The sequence below is a fragment of the Vibrio sp. DW001 genome, assembly GCF_029016285.1.
Classification (GTDB): Bacteria; Pseudomonadota; Gammaproteobacteria; order Enterobacterales; family Vibrionaceae; genus Vibrio.
Genome location: NZ_CP091975.1, coordinates 562,587 through 580,167 on the forward strand (window position 1 = coordinate 562,587; position 17,581 = coordinate 580,167).

A 17,581-nucleotide genomic window follows, 5' to 3' on the forward strand; every position below is an offset into this window, starting at 1 on the left:
AGCAGACAATAAATTTCATATTGGGGGCTGCTATGCGTTTAGACCGATTTACAAGCAAGTTTCAAGTAGCGATATCCGATGCCCAGTCATTAGCACTCGGGCGTGATCATCAATATATCGAACCTGTACATCTTATGGTTTCTCTATTAAACCAAGATGGCAGTGCAATTCGCCCATTACTCACCATGTTAGATATAGACATTATCCAGTTAAGATCCAAATTGTCAGAGATGATGGATCGCTTACCCAAAGTGAGCGGCATTGGTGGTGATGTTCAACTATCAAGTGGAATGGGTCAGCTGTTTAACATGTGCGACAAGATTGCACAGCAAAGAAAAGATGCCTATATCTCATCCGAAGTTTTTCTATTAGCGGCCATAGAAGATAAAGGGCCACTAGGTCTACTGCTTAAAGAAATGGGGCTTGTAGAAAAAACGTTGTCTGCTGCAATTGAACAAATACGTGGTGGACAAAAAGTGGATGACCCAAATGCAGAAGAAAAACGCCAAGCGTTAGAAAAATACACTATAGATTTAACCGAACGAGCTGAGCAAGGAAAGCTGGATCCTGTTATTGGTCGTGACGATGAGATTCGTCGTACCATTCAAGTACTCCAACGAAGAACAAAAAACAACCCGGTTATTATTGGTGAACCGGGTGTGGGTAAAACGGCTATTGTTGAAGGACTCGCTCAACGCATTATAAATAATGAAGTCCCCGAGGGTTTAAGAGGCCGTCGTGTACTTTCGTTAGATATGGGCTCTTTGATTGCCGGTGCGAAATATCGAGGTGAGTTCGAAGAACGGCTTAAGTCAGTGCTAAATGAACTGTCTAAAGAAGAAGGCAATGTCATTCTCTTTATCGATGAGCTTCATACCATGGTAGGTGCTGGTAAAGGTGAAGGCTCAATGGATGCTGGTAATATGTTAAAACCAGCGCTGGCTCGAGGCGAACTGCATTGTGTTGGCGCGACCACACTTGATGAATATCGCCAATACATTGAAAAAGACCCTGCTTTAGAACGTCGATTCCAAAAAATAATTGTTGATGAACCGAGCGTAGAAGATACGATTGCTATCCTACGTGGTTTAAAAGAGCGCTATGAACTTCACCATCATGTTGAGATTACCGATCCTGCAATTGTTGCTGCAGCACGCTTATCCCATCGTTATGTTTCGGACCGACAACTACCAGATAAAGCCATCGATTTAATTGATGAAGCAGCATCTAGCATCCGTATGCAGATTGATTCAAAGCCAGAGTCATTAGATAAACTAGAACGAAAGATCATCCAGCTAAAAATAGAACAGCAAGCGTTGGTTAACGAAGATGATGATGCGAGTAGCAAACGATTAGAAGTCATTAACCAAGAATTGAGCGTTAAGGAAAGAGACTACGCTGAACTGGAAGAGATCTGGAACGCAGAAAAAGCAGCACTTTCTGGTACGCAACATATAAAGAGCGAATTAGAGCATGCTCGTATGGATATGGACTTCGCTAGACGTGCAGGCGATCTTAATCGAATGTCTGAACTTCAATATGGACGTATTCCAGAACTAGAGAAGCAACTTGATCTTGCAGCACAAGCAGAAATGCAAGAAATGACCTTACTTAAAAATAAGGTCACTGATGAAGAAATTGCAGAAGTGTTGTCGAAACAAACAGGTATCCCTGTATCGAAAATGCTAGAAGCTGAGCGCAGTAAATTACTTGCAATGGAAGATGTGCTTCACAAGCGAGTCATTGGACAAAAAGAAGCGGTGAAAATGGTATCGAATGCGATTCGTCGTAGTAGAGCCGGTTTATCTGACCCTAATCGTCCTATCGGTTCGTTCTTATTCTTGGGCCCAACAGGCGTAGGTAAAACGGAGCTATGCAAGACACTTGCAAATTTTATGTTTGACAGTGAAGAGGCCATGGTGAGGATAGACATGTCCGAATTTATGGAAAAACACTCTGTTGCACGTTTGGTTGGGGCACCTCCGGGCTATGTTGGATACGAAGAAGGAGGGTATTTAACTGAAGCGGTTAGAAGGAAACCCTATTCTGTCATTCTATTAGATGAAGTAGAAAAGGCGCACCCTGATGTTTTCAATATACTTCTTCAGGTTCTCGATGATGGGCGTCTTACTGATGGCCAGGGACGAACTGTCGATTTTCGAAACACCGTAGTCATCATGACATCCAACTTAGGTTCCGATCGAATACAAGAACATTTCAATACACTAGACTATGAAGGAATTAAAGAAGAGGTGATGAATGTTGTGGTTAAACACTTCAGACCTGAGTTCCTTAATAGAGTAGATGAAATGGTTGTATTTCATCCCTTAGGGCAAGAGCACATTAAATCGATTGCGGTGATACAGCTAGCGAGACTAGCAAGTCGTATGAAAGATAATGGCTATGAGCTAGACGTTTCCGAAAAGGCGCTCGATCTCATTGCACATGTAGGGTTTGATCCTGTGTATGGTGCTCGACCGTTGAAACGAGCAATTCAACAAAGTGTCGAGAACCCACTGGCCAAAGCAATATTGGCAGGGAAGGTCGACCCAGATAAGAAAGTGCAGCTTTTAGTCAGTAATGATCGAATCATTGCACACCAATAATATTTGAAAAATTACTATTGATTAACAATCAAAGGGGCGAAAGCCCCTTTTTTGTTCGATTAGATTGAAAAACAAACGAACAGGACTGTTTTTGTAAATAAATGACGTATAGGTATTGTGCTCTCGTGATTTCTCCCTATAATGCGCCTCCGTTGTCACCGAATAGTTACTAACTAAACGTGTTGATGATGTCGGTCAATAAAGACTGGTGATAGAGATTTATCTTCTCTTTCTTGTTCCAGATCACTTCAAAAAGTGAAAAGCCAAACGAGAGAAAATAAATAGCAAAAAGTGTTTGACACAGAAGGCTATATCGCTAAAATGACCGTCCGCTTGAGAGAGACTTCCAAGCAACGCTCTTTAACAATTTAAACCTATATCAATCTGTGTGGGCACTCGTTGATGACAATCGAAGATGATTCTCTGCTTTAGGGCACGAAATCAACAACGGTTTCAATGAACTGAGTGACCTAATTTGATGCTTACTTTGTTTTTACTTTTTTAAAAGTGAAAACGAATTAACGTCGAACACAGTTATTTAAATATCACTCTGTTGGAGTGATAGAACTTTAAAGAACACTTTACTATTTAACCTTTGGTTATCTAAAGTAAAAGGCAATTTAAAGTCAGTATTCATTGAGCCAAAAAGAACTTAAATTGAAGAGTTTGATCATGGCTCAGATTGAACGCTGGCGGCAGGCTTAACACATGCAAGTCGAGCGGAAACGAAATTAACAATCCTTCGGGAGCGTTAATAGGCGTCGAGCGGCGGACGGGTGAGTAATGCTTAGGAATTTGCCCAGTTGAGGGGGATAACTATTGGAAACGATAGCTAATACCGCATACGCCCTACGGGGGAAAGGAGGGGACCTTCGGGCCTTCCGCGATTGGATAAGCCTAAGTGAGATTAGCTAGTTGGTGGGGTAATGGCTCACCAAGGCGACGATCTCTAGCTGGTCTGAGAGGATGATCAGCCACACTGGAACTGAGACACGGTCCAGACTCCTACGGGAGGCAGCAGTGGGGAATATTGCACAATGGGCGAAAGCCTGATGCAGCCATGCCGCGTGTATGAAGAAGGCCTTCGGGTTGTAAAGTACTTTCAGTAGTGAGGAAGACAGTAAGTTTAATACGCTTATTGTTTGACGTTAGCTACAGAAGAAGCACCGGCTAACTCCGTGCCAGCAGCCGCGGTAATACGGAGGGTGCGAGCGTTAATCGGAATTACTGGGCGTAAAGCGCATGCAGGTGGTTTGTTAAGTCAGATGTGAAAGCCCGGGGCTCAACCCCGGAAGGTCATTTGAAACTGGCAAACTAGAGTACTGTAGAGGGGGGTAGAATTTCAGGTGTAGCGGTGAAATGCGTAGAGATCTGAAGGAATACCAGTGGCGAAGGCGGCCCCCTGGACAGATACTGACACTCAGATGCGAAAGCGTGGGGAGCAAACAGGATTAGATACCCTGGTAGTCCACGCCGTAAACGATGTCTACTTGAAGGTTGTGGCCTTGAGCCGTGGCTTTCGGAGCTAACGCGTTAAGTAGACCGCCTGGGGAGTACGGTCGCAAGATTAAAACTCAAATGAATTGACGGGGGCCCGCACAAGCGGTGGAGCATGTGGTTTAATTCGATGCAACGCGAAGAACCTTACCTACTCTTGACATCCAGAGAAGCCAGTGGAGACACAGGCGTGCCTTCGGGAGCTCTGAGACAGGTGCTGCATGGCTGTCGTCAGCTCGTGTTGTGAAATGTTGGGTTAAGTCCCGCAACGAGCGCAACCCTTATCCTTAATTGCCAGCGAGTTATGTCGGGAACTTTGGGGAGACTGCCGGTGATAAACCGGAGGAAGGTGGGGACGACGTCAAGTCATCATGGCCCTTACGAGTAGGGCTACACACGTGCTACAATGGCGCATACAGAGGGCAGCCAGCTAGCAATAGTGAGCGAATCCCAAAAAGTGCGTCGTAGTCCGGATTGGAGTCTGCAACTCGACTCCATGAAGTCGGAATCGCTAGTAATCGTAGATCAGAATGCTACGGTGAATACGTTCCCGGGCCTTGTACACACCGCCCGTCACACCATGGGAGTGGGCTGCAAAAGAAGTAGGTAGTTTAACCTTCGGGGGGACGCTTACCACTTTGTGGTTCATGACTGGGGTGAAGTCGTAACAAGGTAGCCCTAGGGGAACCTGGGGCTGGATCACCTCCTTAAACGATGATTGCACATGATGAGTGTCCACACAGATTGAAATAGGTTTAGAAAAGCAAAGAGATGATAACTCAGAAATATCTTCTGTTATTGCGTCATGATTTTTCTTCGTTCAACTAAGAGAAAACATAAAGCAAGAATGGGTCTGTAGCTCAGCTGGTTAGAGCGCTCGCCTGATAAGCGGGAGGTCGGTGGTTCAAGTCCACTCAGACCCACCAAAATCTTCTTCTGCCGCGTTAAGTCAGTCGTCGCATATTATTATTATGCCTCCTCCTAACTTGCCTTGCATAAAAAGAATTTTCTCAGTTTAGTTTAATGAGTTATCAAAAAAACACCCAACTGATGGGGTTATAGCTCAGCTGGGAGAGCGCCTGCCTTGCACGCAGGAGGTCTGCGGTTCGATCCCGCATAGCTCCACCATCTTTAAGTGTTTTTACTCTGCATAGAGAAAAGAATATTTAAAAATGGTTCATTTGATGAATCTTTGCTCTTTAACAATTTGGAAAGCTGACTGATAAATAATTGATTATTATTTATCAAAATAAAAGTTCTCAAATCCTATTGGATCCTTTTTTTAAAAGGAAACTCTAGGGTCTTGTTGTCACTTCAGTGATAACAAACCAACACACATTCAAGTGTTCTTGGAAACAGCTAACTTCGGTTAGATGTTTAATATTTGAGTCCGGCAAAATCGAAAATGTTGTCTCGCTCATTCAAATAATGAGGCAACGATAGAAACCTTGGTTGCTAATACAATAACAATTCGTTGTTATTTCGCGTAAGCGAAACCCTTTGGGGTTGTATGGTTAAGTGACTAAGCGTACACGGTGGATGCCTTGGCAGTCAGAGGCGATGAAGGACGTATTAACTTGCGATAAGCGTAGATAAGGCAGTAAAAGCCACTTGAGTCTACGATTTCCGAATGGGGAAACCCACTAGCAAAAGCTAGTATTATTAACTGAATACATAGGTTAATAAGGCAAACCCGGGGAACTGAAACATCTAAGTACCCGGAGGAGTAGAAATCAACCGAGATTCCGAAAGTAGCGGCGAGCGAAATTGGATTAGCCCTTAAGCTTTTAATGATGCAGGTGAAGATTCTGGAAAGTATCGCGATACAAGGTGATAGCCCTGTAACCGACACATCATTTTAAGTGAAAACGAGTAAGGCGGGACACGTGATATCCTGTTTGAATATGGGGGGACCATCCTCCAAGGCTAAATACTACTGACTGACCGATAGTGAACCAGTACCGTGAGGGAAAGGCGAAAAGAACCCCTGTGAGGGGAGTGAAATAGAACCTGAAACCGTGTACGTACAAGCAGTAGGAGCAGGCATTGCGTCCTGTGACTGCGTACCTTTTGTATAATGGGTCAGCGACTTATATTTAGTAGCAAGGTTAACCGTATAGGGGAGCCGTAGGGAAACCGAGTCTTAACTGGGCGTCGAGTTGCTAGGTATAGACCCGAAACCAGGTGATCTAGCCATGGGCAGGTTGAAGGTTGAGTAACATCAACTGGAGGACCGAACCGACTAATGTTGAAAAATTAGCGGATGACTTGTGGCTAGGGGTGAAAGGCCAATCAAACCTGGAGATAGCTGGTTCTCCCCGAAAGCTATTTAGGTAGCGCCTCGGACGAATACTACTGGGGGTAGAGCACTGTTAAGGCTAGGGGGTCATCCCGACTTACCAACCCTTTGCAAACTCCGAATACCAGTAAGTACTATCCGGGAGACACACGGCGGGTGCTAACGTCCGTCGTGGAGAGGGAAACAACCCAGACCGCCAGCTAAGGTCCCAAAGTATAGCTAAGTGGGAAACGATGTGGGAAGGCTCAGACAGCCAGGATGTTGGCTTAGAAGCAGCCATCATTTAAAGAAAGCGTAATAGCTCACTGGTCGAGTCGGCCTGCGCGGAAGATGTAACGGGGCTAAGCTATACACCGAAGCTGCGGCAATGTAATTTATTATGTTGGGTAGGGGAGCGTTCTGTAAGCCGTTGAAGGTGGACTGTAAGGTCTGCTGGAGGTATCAGAAGTGCGAATGCTGACATGAGTAACGATAATGGGAGTGAAAAACTCCCACGCCGGAAGACCAAGGGTTCCTGTCCAACGTTAATCGGGGCAGGGTAAGTCGACCCCTAAGGCGAGGCCGAAAGGCGTAGTCGATGGGAAACGGGTTAATATTCCCGTACTTCTTATAATTGCGATGGGGGGACGGAGAAGGCTAGGTGAGCCTGGCGATGGTAGTCCAGGTTCAAGGGTGTAGGCTAATTTCTTAGGTAAATCCGGGAAATTGTTAGGCTGAGACCCGATGTCGAGTCACTACGGTGATGAAGTCATTGATGCCATGCTTCCAGGAAAAGCCTCTAAGCTTCAGATTATAAGAAATCGTACCCCAAACCGACACAGGTGGTCGGGTAGAGAATACCAAGGCGCTTGAGAGAACTCGGGTGAAGGAACTAGGCAAAATGGTACCGTAACTTCGGGAGAAGGTACGCTCTTGACGGTGAAATCCCTTGCGGATGGAGCTATCGGGAGTCGCAGATACCAGGTGGCTGCAACTGTTTATTAAAAACACAGCACTGTGCAAAATCGTAAGATGACGTATACGGTGTGACGCCTGCCCGGTGCCGGAAGGTTAATTGATGGGGTTAGTCTTCGGACGAAGCTCTTGATCGAAGCCCCGGTAAACGGCGGCCGTAACTATAACGGTCCTAAGGTAGCGAAATTCCTTGTCGGGTAAGTTCCGACCTGCACGAATGGCGTAATGATGGCCACGCTGTCTCCACCCGAGACTCAGTGAAATTGAAATCGCTGTGAAGATGCAGTGTACCCGCGGCTAGACGGAAAGACCCCGTGAACCTTTACTACAGCTTGGCACTGAACATTGACCCTACATGTGTAGGATAGGTGGGAGACTTTGAAACTTCGTCGCTAGATGGAGTGGAGTCGACCTTGAAATACCACCCTTGTATGCTTGATGTTCTAACGTCGGCCCCTTATCGGGGTTGCGGACAGTGCCTGGTGGGTAGTTTGACTGGGGCGGTCTCCTCCCAAAGAGTAACGGAGGAGCACGAAGGTGGGCTAAACACGGTTGGACATCGTGTGGTTAGTGCAATGGCATAAGCCCGCTTGACTGCGAGAATGACAATTCGAGCAGGTGCGAAAGCAGGTCATAGTGATCCGGTGGTTCTGAATGGAAGGGCCATCGCTCAACGGATAAAAGGTACTCCGGGGATAACAGGCTGATACCGCCCAAGAGTTCATATCGACGGCGGTGTTTGGCACCTCGATGTCGGCTCATCACATCCTGGGGCTGAAGTCGGTCCCAAGGGTATGGCTGTTCGCCATTTAAAGTGGTACGCGAGCTGGGTTTAGAACGTCGTGAGACAGTTCGGTCCCTATCTGCCGTGGGCGTTGGAAGATTGAAAGGGGCTGCTCCTAGTACGAGAGGACCGGAGTGGACGAACCACTGGTGTTCGGGTTGTCATGCCAATGGCATTGCCCGGTAGCTAAGTTCGGAATCGATAAGCGCTGAAAGCATCTAAGCGCGAAGCGAGCCTTGAGATGAGTCTTCCCTGGCACTTTACGTGTCCTAAAGGGTTGTTCGAGACTAGAACGTTGATAGGCAGGGTGTGTAAGCGTTGTGAGGCGTTGAGCTAACCTGTACTAATTGCCCGTGAGGCTTAACCATACAACACCCAAGGGGTTTTGTGGACTCAATGTAAGAACATTGAATGTGTGTGAACTTTTATTTAAGTCAGTAATCCAGATTATTAAAGTTTTCTATCGTGATAGGAAGCTTGACCAAATTTGCTTGGCGACCATAGCGTTGTGGACCCACCTGAACCCATGCCGAACTCAGAAGTGAAACGCAACAGCGCCGATGGTAGTGTGGGGTCTCCCCATGTGAGAGTAGGACATCGCCAGGTTTTAATATCGTTTTTATCTTTTTTAGGAAAGATAAAGGCAAAAACTAGTTAAAGCATTGTTTATGAGACTTTAATTAGCGTAAGAATACCATGTGGAGTGGTAGTTCAGTTGGTTAGAATACCGGCCTGTCACGCCGGGGGTCGCGGGTTCGAGTCCCGTCCACTCCGCCAGTTCTTACAAGAAAATAGCTTTAGGGGTGTAGCTCCAATTGGCAGAGCAGCGGATTCCAAATCCGCGTGTTGGGAGTTCGAATCTCTCCACCCCTGCCATTACAATTGCATATCTATGCAAAAAGAAAGCCCACTCTTCGGAGTGGGCTTTTTGTGTTTATAACTAAAGGAAACATATATGCTTATTAAATCGACTAGATTATCTATTTGTGAATTTGATTTGAGCATGGCAGAAAGCGTTCACCTAAATTCTTTAGACAATGACAACCGAATATTCTTGCCAGATGAAGTGTTTGAGTCGATTCAAGAAGCGCGGGATGTTCTTGAATTTCTTATCTCGTGCTACCAGACAAAAGAAGGCCCTTTTGTTTATCCTGTATTGTTGGAAAATGGAGAGCAAATAGGACATGTACAAGTGGTAAAGCTTGATGATTGTTGGGAAGTTGGATATCACATTGGACAAAGCTATACAAAGCAAGGGTATTCAACTGAGGCTCTAAAAGTGTTTTTGCCTAGGATGATGGATGCATTAGGAATAGACAATATTTTTGGTATTTGTGTTGCCGAAAATATAGCTTCACAAAGAGTGTTACAAAAATGCGATTTTAAACTAATACATAGCGGGTTAAGTGATTATAAGGGTCAAGATAAGCTAATCTGCAAATACGAGTTTAAGCGATGATTTGTTAATGTTTGGTTAGTACTTGAGTCGATGCTCTCAATAGAAAGGCCGTTAGAATTTAGCGGCCTTTTTGTATTTTGACGTCGTAAGAGGTCAAAGGTACATGTCTTCCTCTTCTCCATTGTCTGACTCATTGGTGAGTGCATTAGCCTGTATGGTTAGGCTTTCGACTTGGGAAGATAATTTCGCTACTTTGTTTTTTAATACGCTGATTTGATCATCTTTTTTATAGAATGAATTCTTCTTCACAACGCTGTTGTTCGACGTTGCTGAAAGGTGAATTTGAGTGGTACCTAAAGAGGCTGGATTATCCGTTAAAGCTAGGCCTGTTAAGTAAGCTTTACCTGTGCCTGCAAACTCCTCTATGTACTCACAAGCAGCGTGTAGTAGTTGCCCCTGTTCAACGGTATGCAATAGCTTTGAGTTAGGCTTTAGCACCGCATAGAGCTTGTTCCCCTGCTTTTCTAGTGAAGCAACAGAGCCGAGCTTTTCACCTCTTCGTTCTTGGTCTTTATTTATGCGAGCGGTATAAACGCTTGGATTATAACTTTCTGCCATTTCGTCGATAATTTGCTGGCTGATTTCTTTACCACCAACGGACACGCCCGCGGTCAAAATACAGATAGGATCAGATATAAACATAAGTCGTTCTCTTCATCGTAGGGAATGAGCCTGCGCTATTAAGTGACTTACGGCTCTTCGGTTGATAATCGTGGGATTATTTCCAAACACCACTCTTGTTTAATTTTACGGCGTCAAAATCAATAGCCGCGGCTTTGTCTAATTGCTCAATGATGTAACACAGCGACATTGATTCGAAGCTCTCTAGACGGTTGAATCTATCGTTGCGTCTTCCAAATGAACGTCTAAAGGCGCGGGCTAAGAAGTAAATGGATAAGTTATCAAAACTGGTCACCATGATGCCCCGAGCCGGAAAACAGGACGGCATAAAGGCAGGCATGGCCCCATAAGACTCTTTGATTTGTCGCATTTCTATTTGATGAACGGGTTGCTTAGGATCAACACGTTTTTGATAGAAGCTTGCCGCATCATGAGCCACTAAATCACTGCCAAGTAATACAACGAGGTCATTTACGTCACGATGACGGGGGGCTATTTTCGCCTTCACAGCGGACACAGCTTCATTAACGGTGGCGTAGTGACCATCTTCACCAATACGTATCTCTTCGCTCTCTGGGTTTAGGATAGACGCTTCTCTGTGGTCTCTTAACGCTTGAATCCAACCTTCTGTTACATCTTCGCCGTTGGGGTTAAGTGCTTCGTCGGAATCATCGGCGGTCTCTTTACCAAAAAAGCCGACGCGGATTAAATCTAAGTTCGCATGCTTTTGCATTTCACGCTCAAAACAGTCGTTAAAGTCGTCATGGTGCGCCCAAGCATCCATCGTTGCGTAGGAGATAGCGGAATCAAAGTTAACTTGTTTACATTCATAAGGCATTCCGGTGCTAGGATTTATTTTGCGCGGTATGCGTGTTCCGCCTTTGGCGGTATCGGTACGTGCTGCAATGAGTTTGCCACTGCCTAAGCCTATCGAATTGTCCATATCTCGCACCACTAGAACGAGGTTAATGCGATTGAGAAATTCGTCCGTTTCTCTCATTCGGATGAGTTCGCCTCTGGCCAGTGAACTGTTGACATTAAATGCCCCATCTTGGTCTAAGGTGTCATATTGTTTTTGCTTATCGTCTTTGTATGCGCTGAATTTTTTATCTGTGATTATGTCCATGGGTTGTCCTGTTAGGTCGTTGAATGGTTCCATTTGGTGAGGTTCTATTTAACCGATTTAAAAGACGTAACTGCACTGGATAGAATTCTAGATAGCGGTTCTAGAAGGTGATAAGCAAGATTGCGGCGGCGGGTTGGGTATTATGGCGGAGTGAGTTAGGTTCCTCTTCAGTTCATTTACTCATTGTTCATATTGGGAAGTTCAAAAGCCGCTCTCGCTGAGCGGCTTTTTTGTGTCTGTTACTTATCAAACTATTTACTTGAACACCATTGCAGGCCCTGTCGGTTCGCCTCTCGGTGGTCGTTGTGATGGGGTCAGCATGCTAATAATCTTCTCTCGTCTTTTTGCAACGTCGGGTTGTGCCTGCTCGTCAGGGGGCTGGCTATTGGAATTCTCCACAATAAATTCTTCGAATACAGAGTACTGGCGGAATCGTGCCTGACACGTTGCGCAATGGCAGCAAAATTCCCTTACTTCATTGGAAATTATCCGCGAAGTTACGATTCGATATTTCGCACCGCAGTTAGGGCAATCTAACATGTGGCCTCCGGTTTCTTTGGAAGATTAATACCTCCAATCAGGCTTAGAGACACCTTGAAAGAAGAAGAGCAATTCAAGTTAGAGCACTGACATGAGTGTTCACTCTGCTCGGCTGTCTTTTTCTGTTTGCTAATGACGTGCGCTTTGGAATAGCAAATCGGACACGTTACATACATACGTTTTCCCTCAGTTCTAAATGATGCCTTTAGAATGACGGTATCAACTCGGTGATCTTCTGAATATTCAATGACTTTCTAAAATCCATATCTAGAAAATGGCCGATGCGCAACTGTGCGTTTTTTTGCGCGCAATCAGAGCGCGCAGGCCCCGTTCGGACTCACCCTCCCCTCCGCACTACAATTCAACCTGTTAAATAAACGAAATCTGAGGCGCAAGCGATAATGGCGGGAAACCTTGATATATAAAGGCTTGGGTGAGTTTAGAAAAACAGACAAGATCGCAAACGTGCGTTTTTTTGCGTTTTATCTAAAAAATGCGCACCTAAACTGTTTTTGTGGAGTATAAAGACAGATTTTTTTGATGAGAATCGTAGAAAATTAGCTGATTGAGATGGTTATTTAAGAGAAAGACTGCAAACTGGTTCTATCCTTATTATAATTACGCCTGACTTTCTGCTGGTCTCTCCAATAAGTAATCTAGCTTACTTATTATTACGTTAGTAATTTGTCTAGAAAGTTGAATAGACGCCAATTTATGTCGAATATTTAACTGTGTTGCAAGTCGCAATGGCCAGTGAAGAGCATGTCAACAGAAAAGAACAAATTGCTTTTATAAGCATTTAATATTAGTGAATTATTTATGGGCCATTGTGATTCGTCGCAGGTTATTATTAACTACATTTTTCTAAGTATGAGGTTCTGAAAGGTTTGAAAGTCAATATCAAAACTGCTATTTGAGTCAAATAGGCTCTATTATGTATGCGTAACCTGAAGTTTTAGAAGGAGTGATAGTTTAGCAGAAAGCTTTGAGCTAAAGTCCCTCTGCTATATTGATTATGCTGTTCTGATTGACATTGGGTGGTCTTTATTCAATTGAAGTAAGTCCCAAAGGTTGCCATATAAGTCCTCAAAAACTGCAACTGTTCCATAATCTTGCTCCTTGGGAGCTCTAACAAATTTAATGCCTTCAGATACCATCCGATTATAATCACGCCAAAAGTCATCAGTATTCAAGAAAAGAAAAACTCTTCCTCCAGATTGGTTACCTATAAAGTCGTGCTGTTCTGGTTTTGATGCCTGCGCCAATAGCAAAGTAACCCCTTTTGAATTAGGAGGTGCAACGACAACCCAACGCTTATTTTGTTCTGGTTGAGCTGTATCCTCTATCAACTCAAATTTCAACTTGTTTACATAAAAATCAATAGATTCATCATAGTCCTCCACTACCAGAGCAATATGGACAATTGACTGTTTCATTATTATCATCCTTTTATATCTTACAACGACTTTTTATTTGATCCTTAAGACCAAATTCTAGGGCTTTAAACATAGGTATAGTGATGTGAAACTATACTATAGATATTTGTACCTCATTTAAGAGAGAATGCCTTTGCACTACCAAGGTTATACCTAGCAACTAATGTGGTATTGTTCTCAGTTGAACGCAACGACTTAGCATGCTTACTCGCAACTTACCAACAGCTTACAATTGCAATATCCATATCTCCTTCCAAATTTACTTCTACTTGTTAAGTTACTATTGATAAGCTTGATGAGAGCTTATAACCCATTTCTATTTAGAATAAATACAAATGGGTTATAAAAAAAGGACATGTGAGCATTAGTTGAGTCGAATTTTTCGAATTTAAACGTCAGGAAGATATTTTTAGTTGCTACATCTATTCACTGCCTAAGAAAGGGACACTTGACCTATTATGATACATAAGGAAATGATAATACTTACGATACAACATAGGAATAATTAGGTGGGTTTATGGATATTGACGTTGAAAGTTTGACGAAAACGTTACCAAAACAACTAAAAAATGGACAGGTTGTTCACTTAAGAAAGAACTCTGTGATTTTTTATAAAGGAGAAGTGACGACTCATGCATACTTTGTGTTGAGTGGAAACATAACAGTTCAAAATACTCATAGTGACGGAAATACTTATCTAATAACGGATGCGTCAACTGGATCTTTTCTATGTGATCTGGAAATAATTTCAGGTGAATTAATTAACGCCGCAACTCTTATTACTCAAACAGATTGTATGCTACTAAAGTTTACTGCTTCTACTTTTTTAAATGCTTTGAAATTGGATAGTGAATTCCTGTTTTTAATCTCGCAAAAGCTAGCCCAAAAAATGTACAGAGAATCCTATCGGCTTGGAGATAATTTATTTCTTACTGGTCTCGACAGGTTGAAAGTTTACTTAGTAAATAGATATTGCGAAAATGGGAACAGAGCGGAGTTAGTTCTACAGAAAACACGGCAAGTTATTGCAAGTGAAGTTGGGGTCAGTGTCAAGACCATAAATCGAGGAGTAAAACATCTTGCTGAGAAAAATTTTTTGGAAATATACAAAGGTAAAATTTATATGAATCAAATGCATTATGAATCTCTCTCCGAACAAGTGGATAACTAGTTCTCTAAAATGGTAGGTTATTCGTTGCATAATTCAGATGAAAGGCAAAAATGGTTGATAATTGTCAATTTTTTAAATGATAGACTGGGTTTCAGTCATACCATGCATGCATTCTTGTGTACACCCTAGGTTAAATGGAAAGTACCCCGATGATTTTGGCAATACTCCACTTTATCGATGTCTTACTAGTTTAGTAAAGAATTTGAATCATTTGCTGTCCAAAGTAATTCAGAGCACCTCACCCAAACATATCAACCTGATTTCCGTCCTGTTGTCTGCACAATTCAGGTTGGAGCTCTGGGTCTGGCTTTCCCCCAATTGGCTCAATAATCCGATGCACAGACGTGTAGGTCACGAAGATAACCCCACAGTTTAAATTTAGGCATTGGCAATACGCCTCGCGAGTGTCCTTGGTCATGGCTCTTGATGTTGCAATACGGGCTTTGCTTTCGCACTTTGGACAGGTGATTAACATCGGTTTCCCTCTTAAAACTCTAACGCGCTTCGCTTGTTGAAACACCCACCAAGCAAATCAGGCTTGCTTTACTTGATGGCCGTTTGGGATTAACAGCTAAAATTGTGTTACCGCCGCGTTCTACGTCACGGCTAACCGCCCGTTTCGAATACTGACGGTGGTCATGTCATCAATGGTGACCTTTATCCCTAGTGTTAGCGGCTTAACCAGACATTGAACCCGTTTAACGCTCCATCCGGTTAAGTCCATAAGGGCTTTTTCTAACGGTGATAGTGGCTTTTCAGGAGCAGGGTTACAGTTATTTTCAGTGCTCCGAGACGGGACTCCGTCCCTTTTTGGGGTTGCTTTTAAATCGGATTTTCTAATGATTTCCCACTGCGCTTTGATGGTGTTAACACAATGGTGCATGAAGGAAAAACCGACTATCTTTTTCACTGTCTCAAAATAGCGGTTCTCTTTCTCTTCATAGGTAATTTGCGCATCACCGATACCTTGAACAAAGTCTTTCCATCGTGATTTGTCTGCATGGCCGTGTAGCTCGGATAATTCCTCACACTTTAATGCTTTGATTTCATCAACAGAGGTCTTACGCAGTGCGCGCCAAATCGAAACAGGCGCACCACCGAATTGCTGAAACTGGCGAATACGCCAAAGAGAAGCCCATGCCCTTACTGATTGCGCTGCTTTTTTGTCGGCGTCGGACATGTGGGAGCCGTTTAGGTTTTTTGCTATGTACTTAGCAATGTAGGCCGTTGCGCCACCCTTGGAAGGATCGCAATATTTGCAGTCGAAACGCGCCCTTAGTACCGGCTTATTTCGCTTCTTCAACTTGCCGTTAACCGTCTTGTAATATAGCTCTTGTTTATCTTCTTCAATGGCAATGTCTCGCAATGTAGAAACGATGAGTTCTTTTTCTTCTTCTTTGCAGAACAAGAAATAGTGCGCGTGCGCGGTTCCGTCTTTGTGTGGCTCGGCCACTCTAAAACCGAAATAATCTATCCCTTGTTTAGCAAGTATCGCCCTTGCTCGTGACCACTGTTTCATTAGGTTTTGGTGTCCCTCTTTCGGATTGGCACCATTCCAATTTTTACTGTTCCGGTGGTACTGACTGGCAAGTGTCCAAGTAATGAAAGCAGCGGTATAACCTTTCGTGTCGGCCAGCTCTTCAAAGCCTCGACTTCTGACCATCATTTCAATACGGCGGTTTTCAGGGTTTGACGTACTCGCCATGAAGACATTTTCTAGATCAACGCTGATATCCTCATCCGCGTTATAGATACAATAATCGGCTAAGAACTTAGCTTGTTTGTCTTGCGCCTCTAGAAAGTTATTAAGCGTCATGGCGCTGACGTACTTAGATTGGTTGGCATTGTTACCCACTCGACTAAGCGCAATCTGTGAATACTCGATGTACTCGAACTTTAAACGCTCTAATCGGTCATTTATCCAGTCGTCTGTTGTCATTTTAGTGATGGCGGTAAAGTACTGCTCGAAAGTCGGGTGCTTAGGTAATCGAGGCGGCGTGATGTGATAATGCCTTATTAATTTAGACAGCTTTCGGCACAGTAAACGAAGGTGATGTTCATCGCCGTCACCATCAAACTCAAGGATCAATTTCTGTAGGTGCGTTACGAGCGTTAAACCAAACACTTTGCGCTTTTCATCAAGCATTAAGATATCATGCGTCAAGGCGTTCATGTCAGATTTAATACTGGTTTGAATCTTGCCAATTCGCCTTTTCTTACGTTCAGTGTAACGGGTAATTTTGCGGTATTCGTTACGATCAATTCGACGACTAGCAAAGGGGTAGCGGTGTTCGATATGCTCGGCAGAAAGGAAGCTTTTCTTTGTGGCTTCCATGGCGAACTTTTCAAGGCTGTCACGGGAAGCATTGTCACGCTTTGAACGAGCGTAAACCTTTTTGTTTATATCACTCACGACAAATTTAGGCAGTGTTGGATAAAAGTGTGTTTGAAAGCTAGATACTATCATGGGTTTGTTCATGCCTCTTCTTCATGCTGTCACCAGTGACGGGAGCCAAAAACGCTATATACGCTCTAAGGAAACAAACTTTCCTGACTGCACATCGCGCAAGGTGTTAAAGGTTAAATTCCGATGGTCACAACAAGCCGACGCAAGTATTTTAAATTCCGGCTCACGCTCAACAGGAACCCATACCGTGACCTTTTTGAGTCCCTTTTCATGTTGGGCTAATTCATACTTTTTATTGCGGGACATGATTCACCTTACCGAGCGTTTAAGCCTGTTGGCCTGATTGACTATGAAGGCTTTTTTACGCTCTGATTTTGAATGTTTGTATTGGAAGCGCTTAATGAGTAGCTTGAGTTCCATTGGTGGAGGGCTAGCCATAACAACCCCTATTCATCCAAATAGTCGGGGCAGTCTTCTTGGTCAGCTTGTAACCTTTCCATTGCTGCACCTGCTTCTATGTAGATTTGTTTCCACATTAAGCCAATCAGCACTTGGCTAGAGCTCTTGTCTTTAACTGAACCATCCATCAACGTGTTGTGTTTAATGGATGCAATATTTTGTAGATTTAACGCTTCATCAAAGGTGTTGATATCAATTGAGATAGTGACCATTAGTAATGCC

General features: G+C 43.7%; 10 protein-coding genes, 4 tRNA genes, 3 rRNA genes and 1 pseudogene. 10 read left to right on the forward strand and 8 right to left on the reverse strand.

Annotated features, from left to right (window positions below; all coding sequences use genetic code 11):
• Positions 1-32: 32 nt before the first annotated feature.
• The 9 genes from clpB to L3V77_RS02760 all read left to right on the forward strand — a co-directional run bounded on the left by clpB (position 33) and on the right by L3V77_RS02760 (position 9,599).
• A complete protein-coding gene (clpB, locus tag L3V77_RS02720; protein WP_275135622.1) occupies positions 33-2,606 on the forward strand; it encodes an ATP-dependent chaperone ClpB in 2,574 nt (857 codons plus the stop codon).
• A gap of 654 nt (positions 2,607-3,260) precedes the next feature.
• A 16S ribosomal RNA gene (locus L3V77_RS02725) occupies positions 3,261-4,813 on the forward strand.
• A gap of 139 nt (positions 4,814-4,952) precedes the next feature.
• A tRNA-Ile gene (locus tag L3V77_RS02730) sits at positions 4,953-5,029 on the forward strand.
• A gap of 126 nt (positions 5,030-5,155) precedes the next feature.
• Positions 5,156-5,231, forward strand: a tRNA-Ala gene (locus tag L3V77_RS02735).
• Positions 5,232-5,615: 384 nt separating this feature from the next.
• Positions 5,616-8,508: ribosomal RNA gene (locus L3V77_RS02740) — 23S ribosomal RNA — on the forward strand.
• Positions 8,509-8,630: 122 nt separating this feature from the next.
• Positions 8,631-8,746: ribosomal RNA gene (gene rrf / locus L3V77_RS02745) — 5S ribosomal RNA — on the forward strand.
• The 16S, 23S and 5S rRNA genes sit together here with 4 tRNA genes alongside, the layout of an rRNA operon.
• A 94-nt stretch (positions 8,747-8,840) precedes the next feature.
• Positions 8,841-8,917, forward strand: a tRNA-Asp gene (locus L3V77_RS02750).
• 22 nt (positions 8,918-8,939) lie between these two features.
• Positions 8,940-9,016: transfer RNA gene (locus L3V77_RS02755), tRNA-Trp, on the forward strand.
• Positions 9,017-9,095: 79 nt separating this feature from the next.
• A complete protein-coding gene (locus L3V77_RS02760) occupies positions 9,096-9,599 on the forward strand; it encodes a GNAT family N-acetyltransferase (protein ID WP_275135623.1) in 504 nt (167 codons plus the stop codon).
• Between the two features lie 267 nt (positions 9,600-9,866).
• Here L3V77_RS02760 and L3V77_RS02765 read toward each other — a convergent pair.
• The 4 genes and pseudogenes from L3V77_RS02765 to L3V77_RS02780 all read right to left on the reverse strand — a co-directional run.
• Positions 9,867-10,241 (reverse strand): annotated as a pseudogene (locus L3V77_RS02765) (GPO family capsid scaffolding protein); the annotation flags it as partial.
• A gap of 76 nt (positions 10,242-10,317) precedes the next feature.
• The gene (locus tag L3V77_RS02770) at positions 10,318-11,346 is read right to left on the reverse strand and encodes a P2 family phage major capsid protein (RefSeq protein ID WP_275135624.1); all 1,029 of its coding nucleotides are present in this window, start codon (positions 11,344-11,346) and stop codon (positions 10,318-10,320) included.
• A 255-nt stretch (positions 11,347-11,601) separates the two neighbouring features.
• Positions 11,602-11,886, reverse strand: a complete 285-nt coding sequence (locus tag L3V77_RS02775; protein ID WP_275135625.1) for a transcriptional regulator — start codon at positions 11,884-11,886, stop codon at positions 11,602-11,604.
• 1,013 nt (positions 11,887-12,899) lie between these two features.
• Complete coding sequence (locus L3V77_RS02780; protein WP_275135626.1) at positions 12,900-13,322, reverse strand: VOC family protein; 423 nt, start codon at positions 13,320-13,322, stop codon at positions 12,900-12,902.
• A 517-nt stretch (positions 13,323-13,839) separates the two neighbouring features.
• Here L3V77_RS02780 and L3V77_RS02785 point away from each other — a divergent pair.
• Positions 13,840-14,493, forward strand: coding sequence for a Crp/Fnr family transcriptional regulator (locus tag L3V77_RS02785; protein ID WP_275135627.1), 654 nt, complete (start codon positions 13,840-13,842; stop codon positions 14,491-14,493).
• 238 nt (positions 14,494-14,731) lie between these two features.
• Here L3V77_RS02785 and L3V77_RS02790 read toward each other — a convergent pair whose 3' ends face one another.
• The 4 genes from L3V77_RS02790 to L3V77_RS02805 all read right to left on the reverse strand — a co-directional run bounded on the left by L3V77_RS02790 (position 14,732) and on the right by L3V77_RS02805 (position 17,571).
• The gene (locus L3V77_RS02790; protein ID WP_275135628.1) at positions 14,732-14,968 is read right to left on the reverse strand and encodes an ogr/Delta-like zinc finger family protein; all 237 of its coding nucleotides are present in this window, start codon (positions 14,966-14,968) and stop codon (positions 14,732-14,734) included.
• A 120-nt stretch (positions 14,969-15,088) separates the two neighbouring features.
• On the reverse strand, positions 15,089-16,972 hold the full coding sequence (locus tag L3V77_RS02795) for a replication endonuclease (RefSeq protein WP_275135629.1): 1,884 nt from the start codon (positions 16,970-16,972) through the stop codon (positions 15,089-15,091).
• 42 nt (positions 16,973-17,014) lie between these two features.
• Positions 17,015-17,206 carry a hypothetical protein gene (locus tag L3V77_RS02800; RefSeq protein WP_275135630.1) on the reverse strand — a complete coding sequence of 64 codons (192 nt, stop codon included), beginning with the start codon at positions 17,204-17,206 and terminating at the stop codon, positions 17,015-17,017.
• A gap of 140 nt (positions 17,207-17,346) precedes the next feature.
• Positions 17,347-17,571, reverse strand: a complete 225-nt coding sequence (locus tag L3V77_RS02805; protein ID WP_275135631.1) for a hypothetical protein — start codon at positions 17,569-17,571, stop codon at positions 17,347-17,349.
• Between the last annotated feature and the right edge of the window lie 10 nt (positions 17,572-17,581).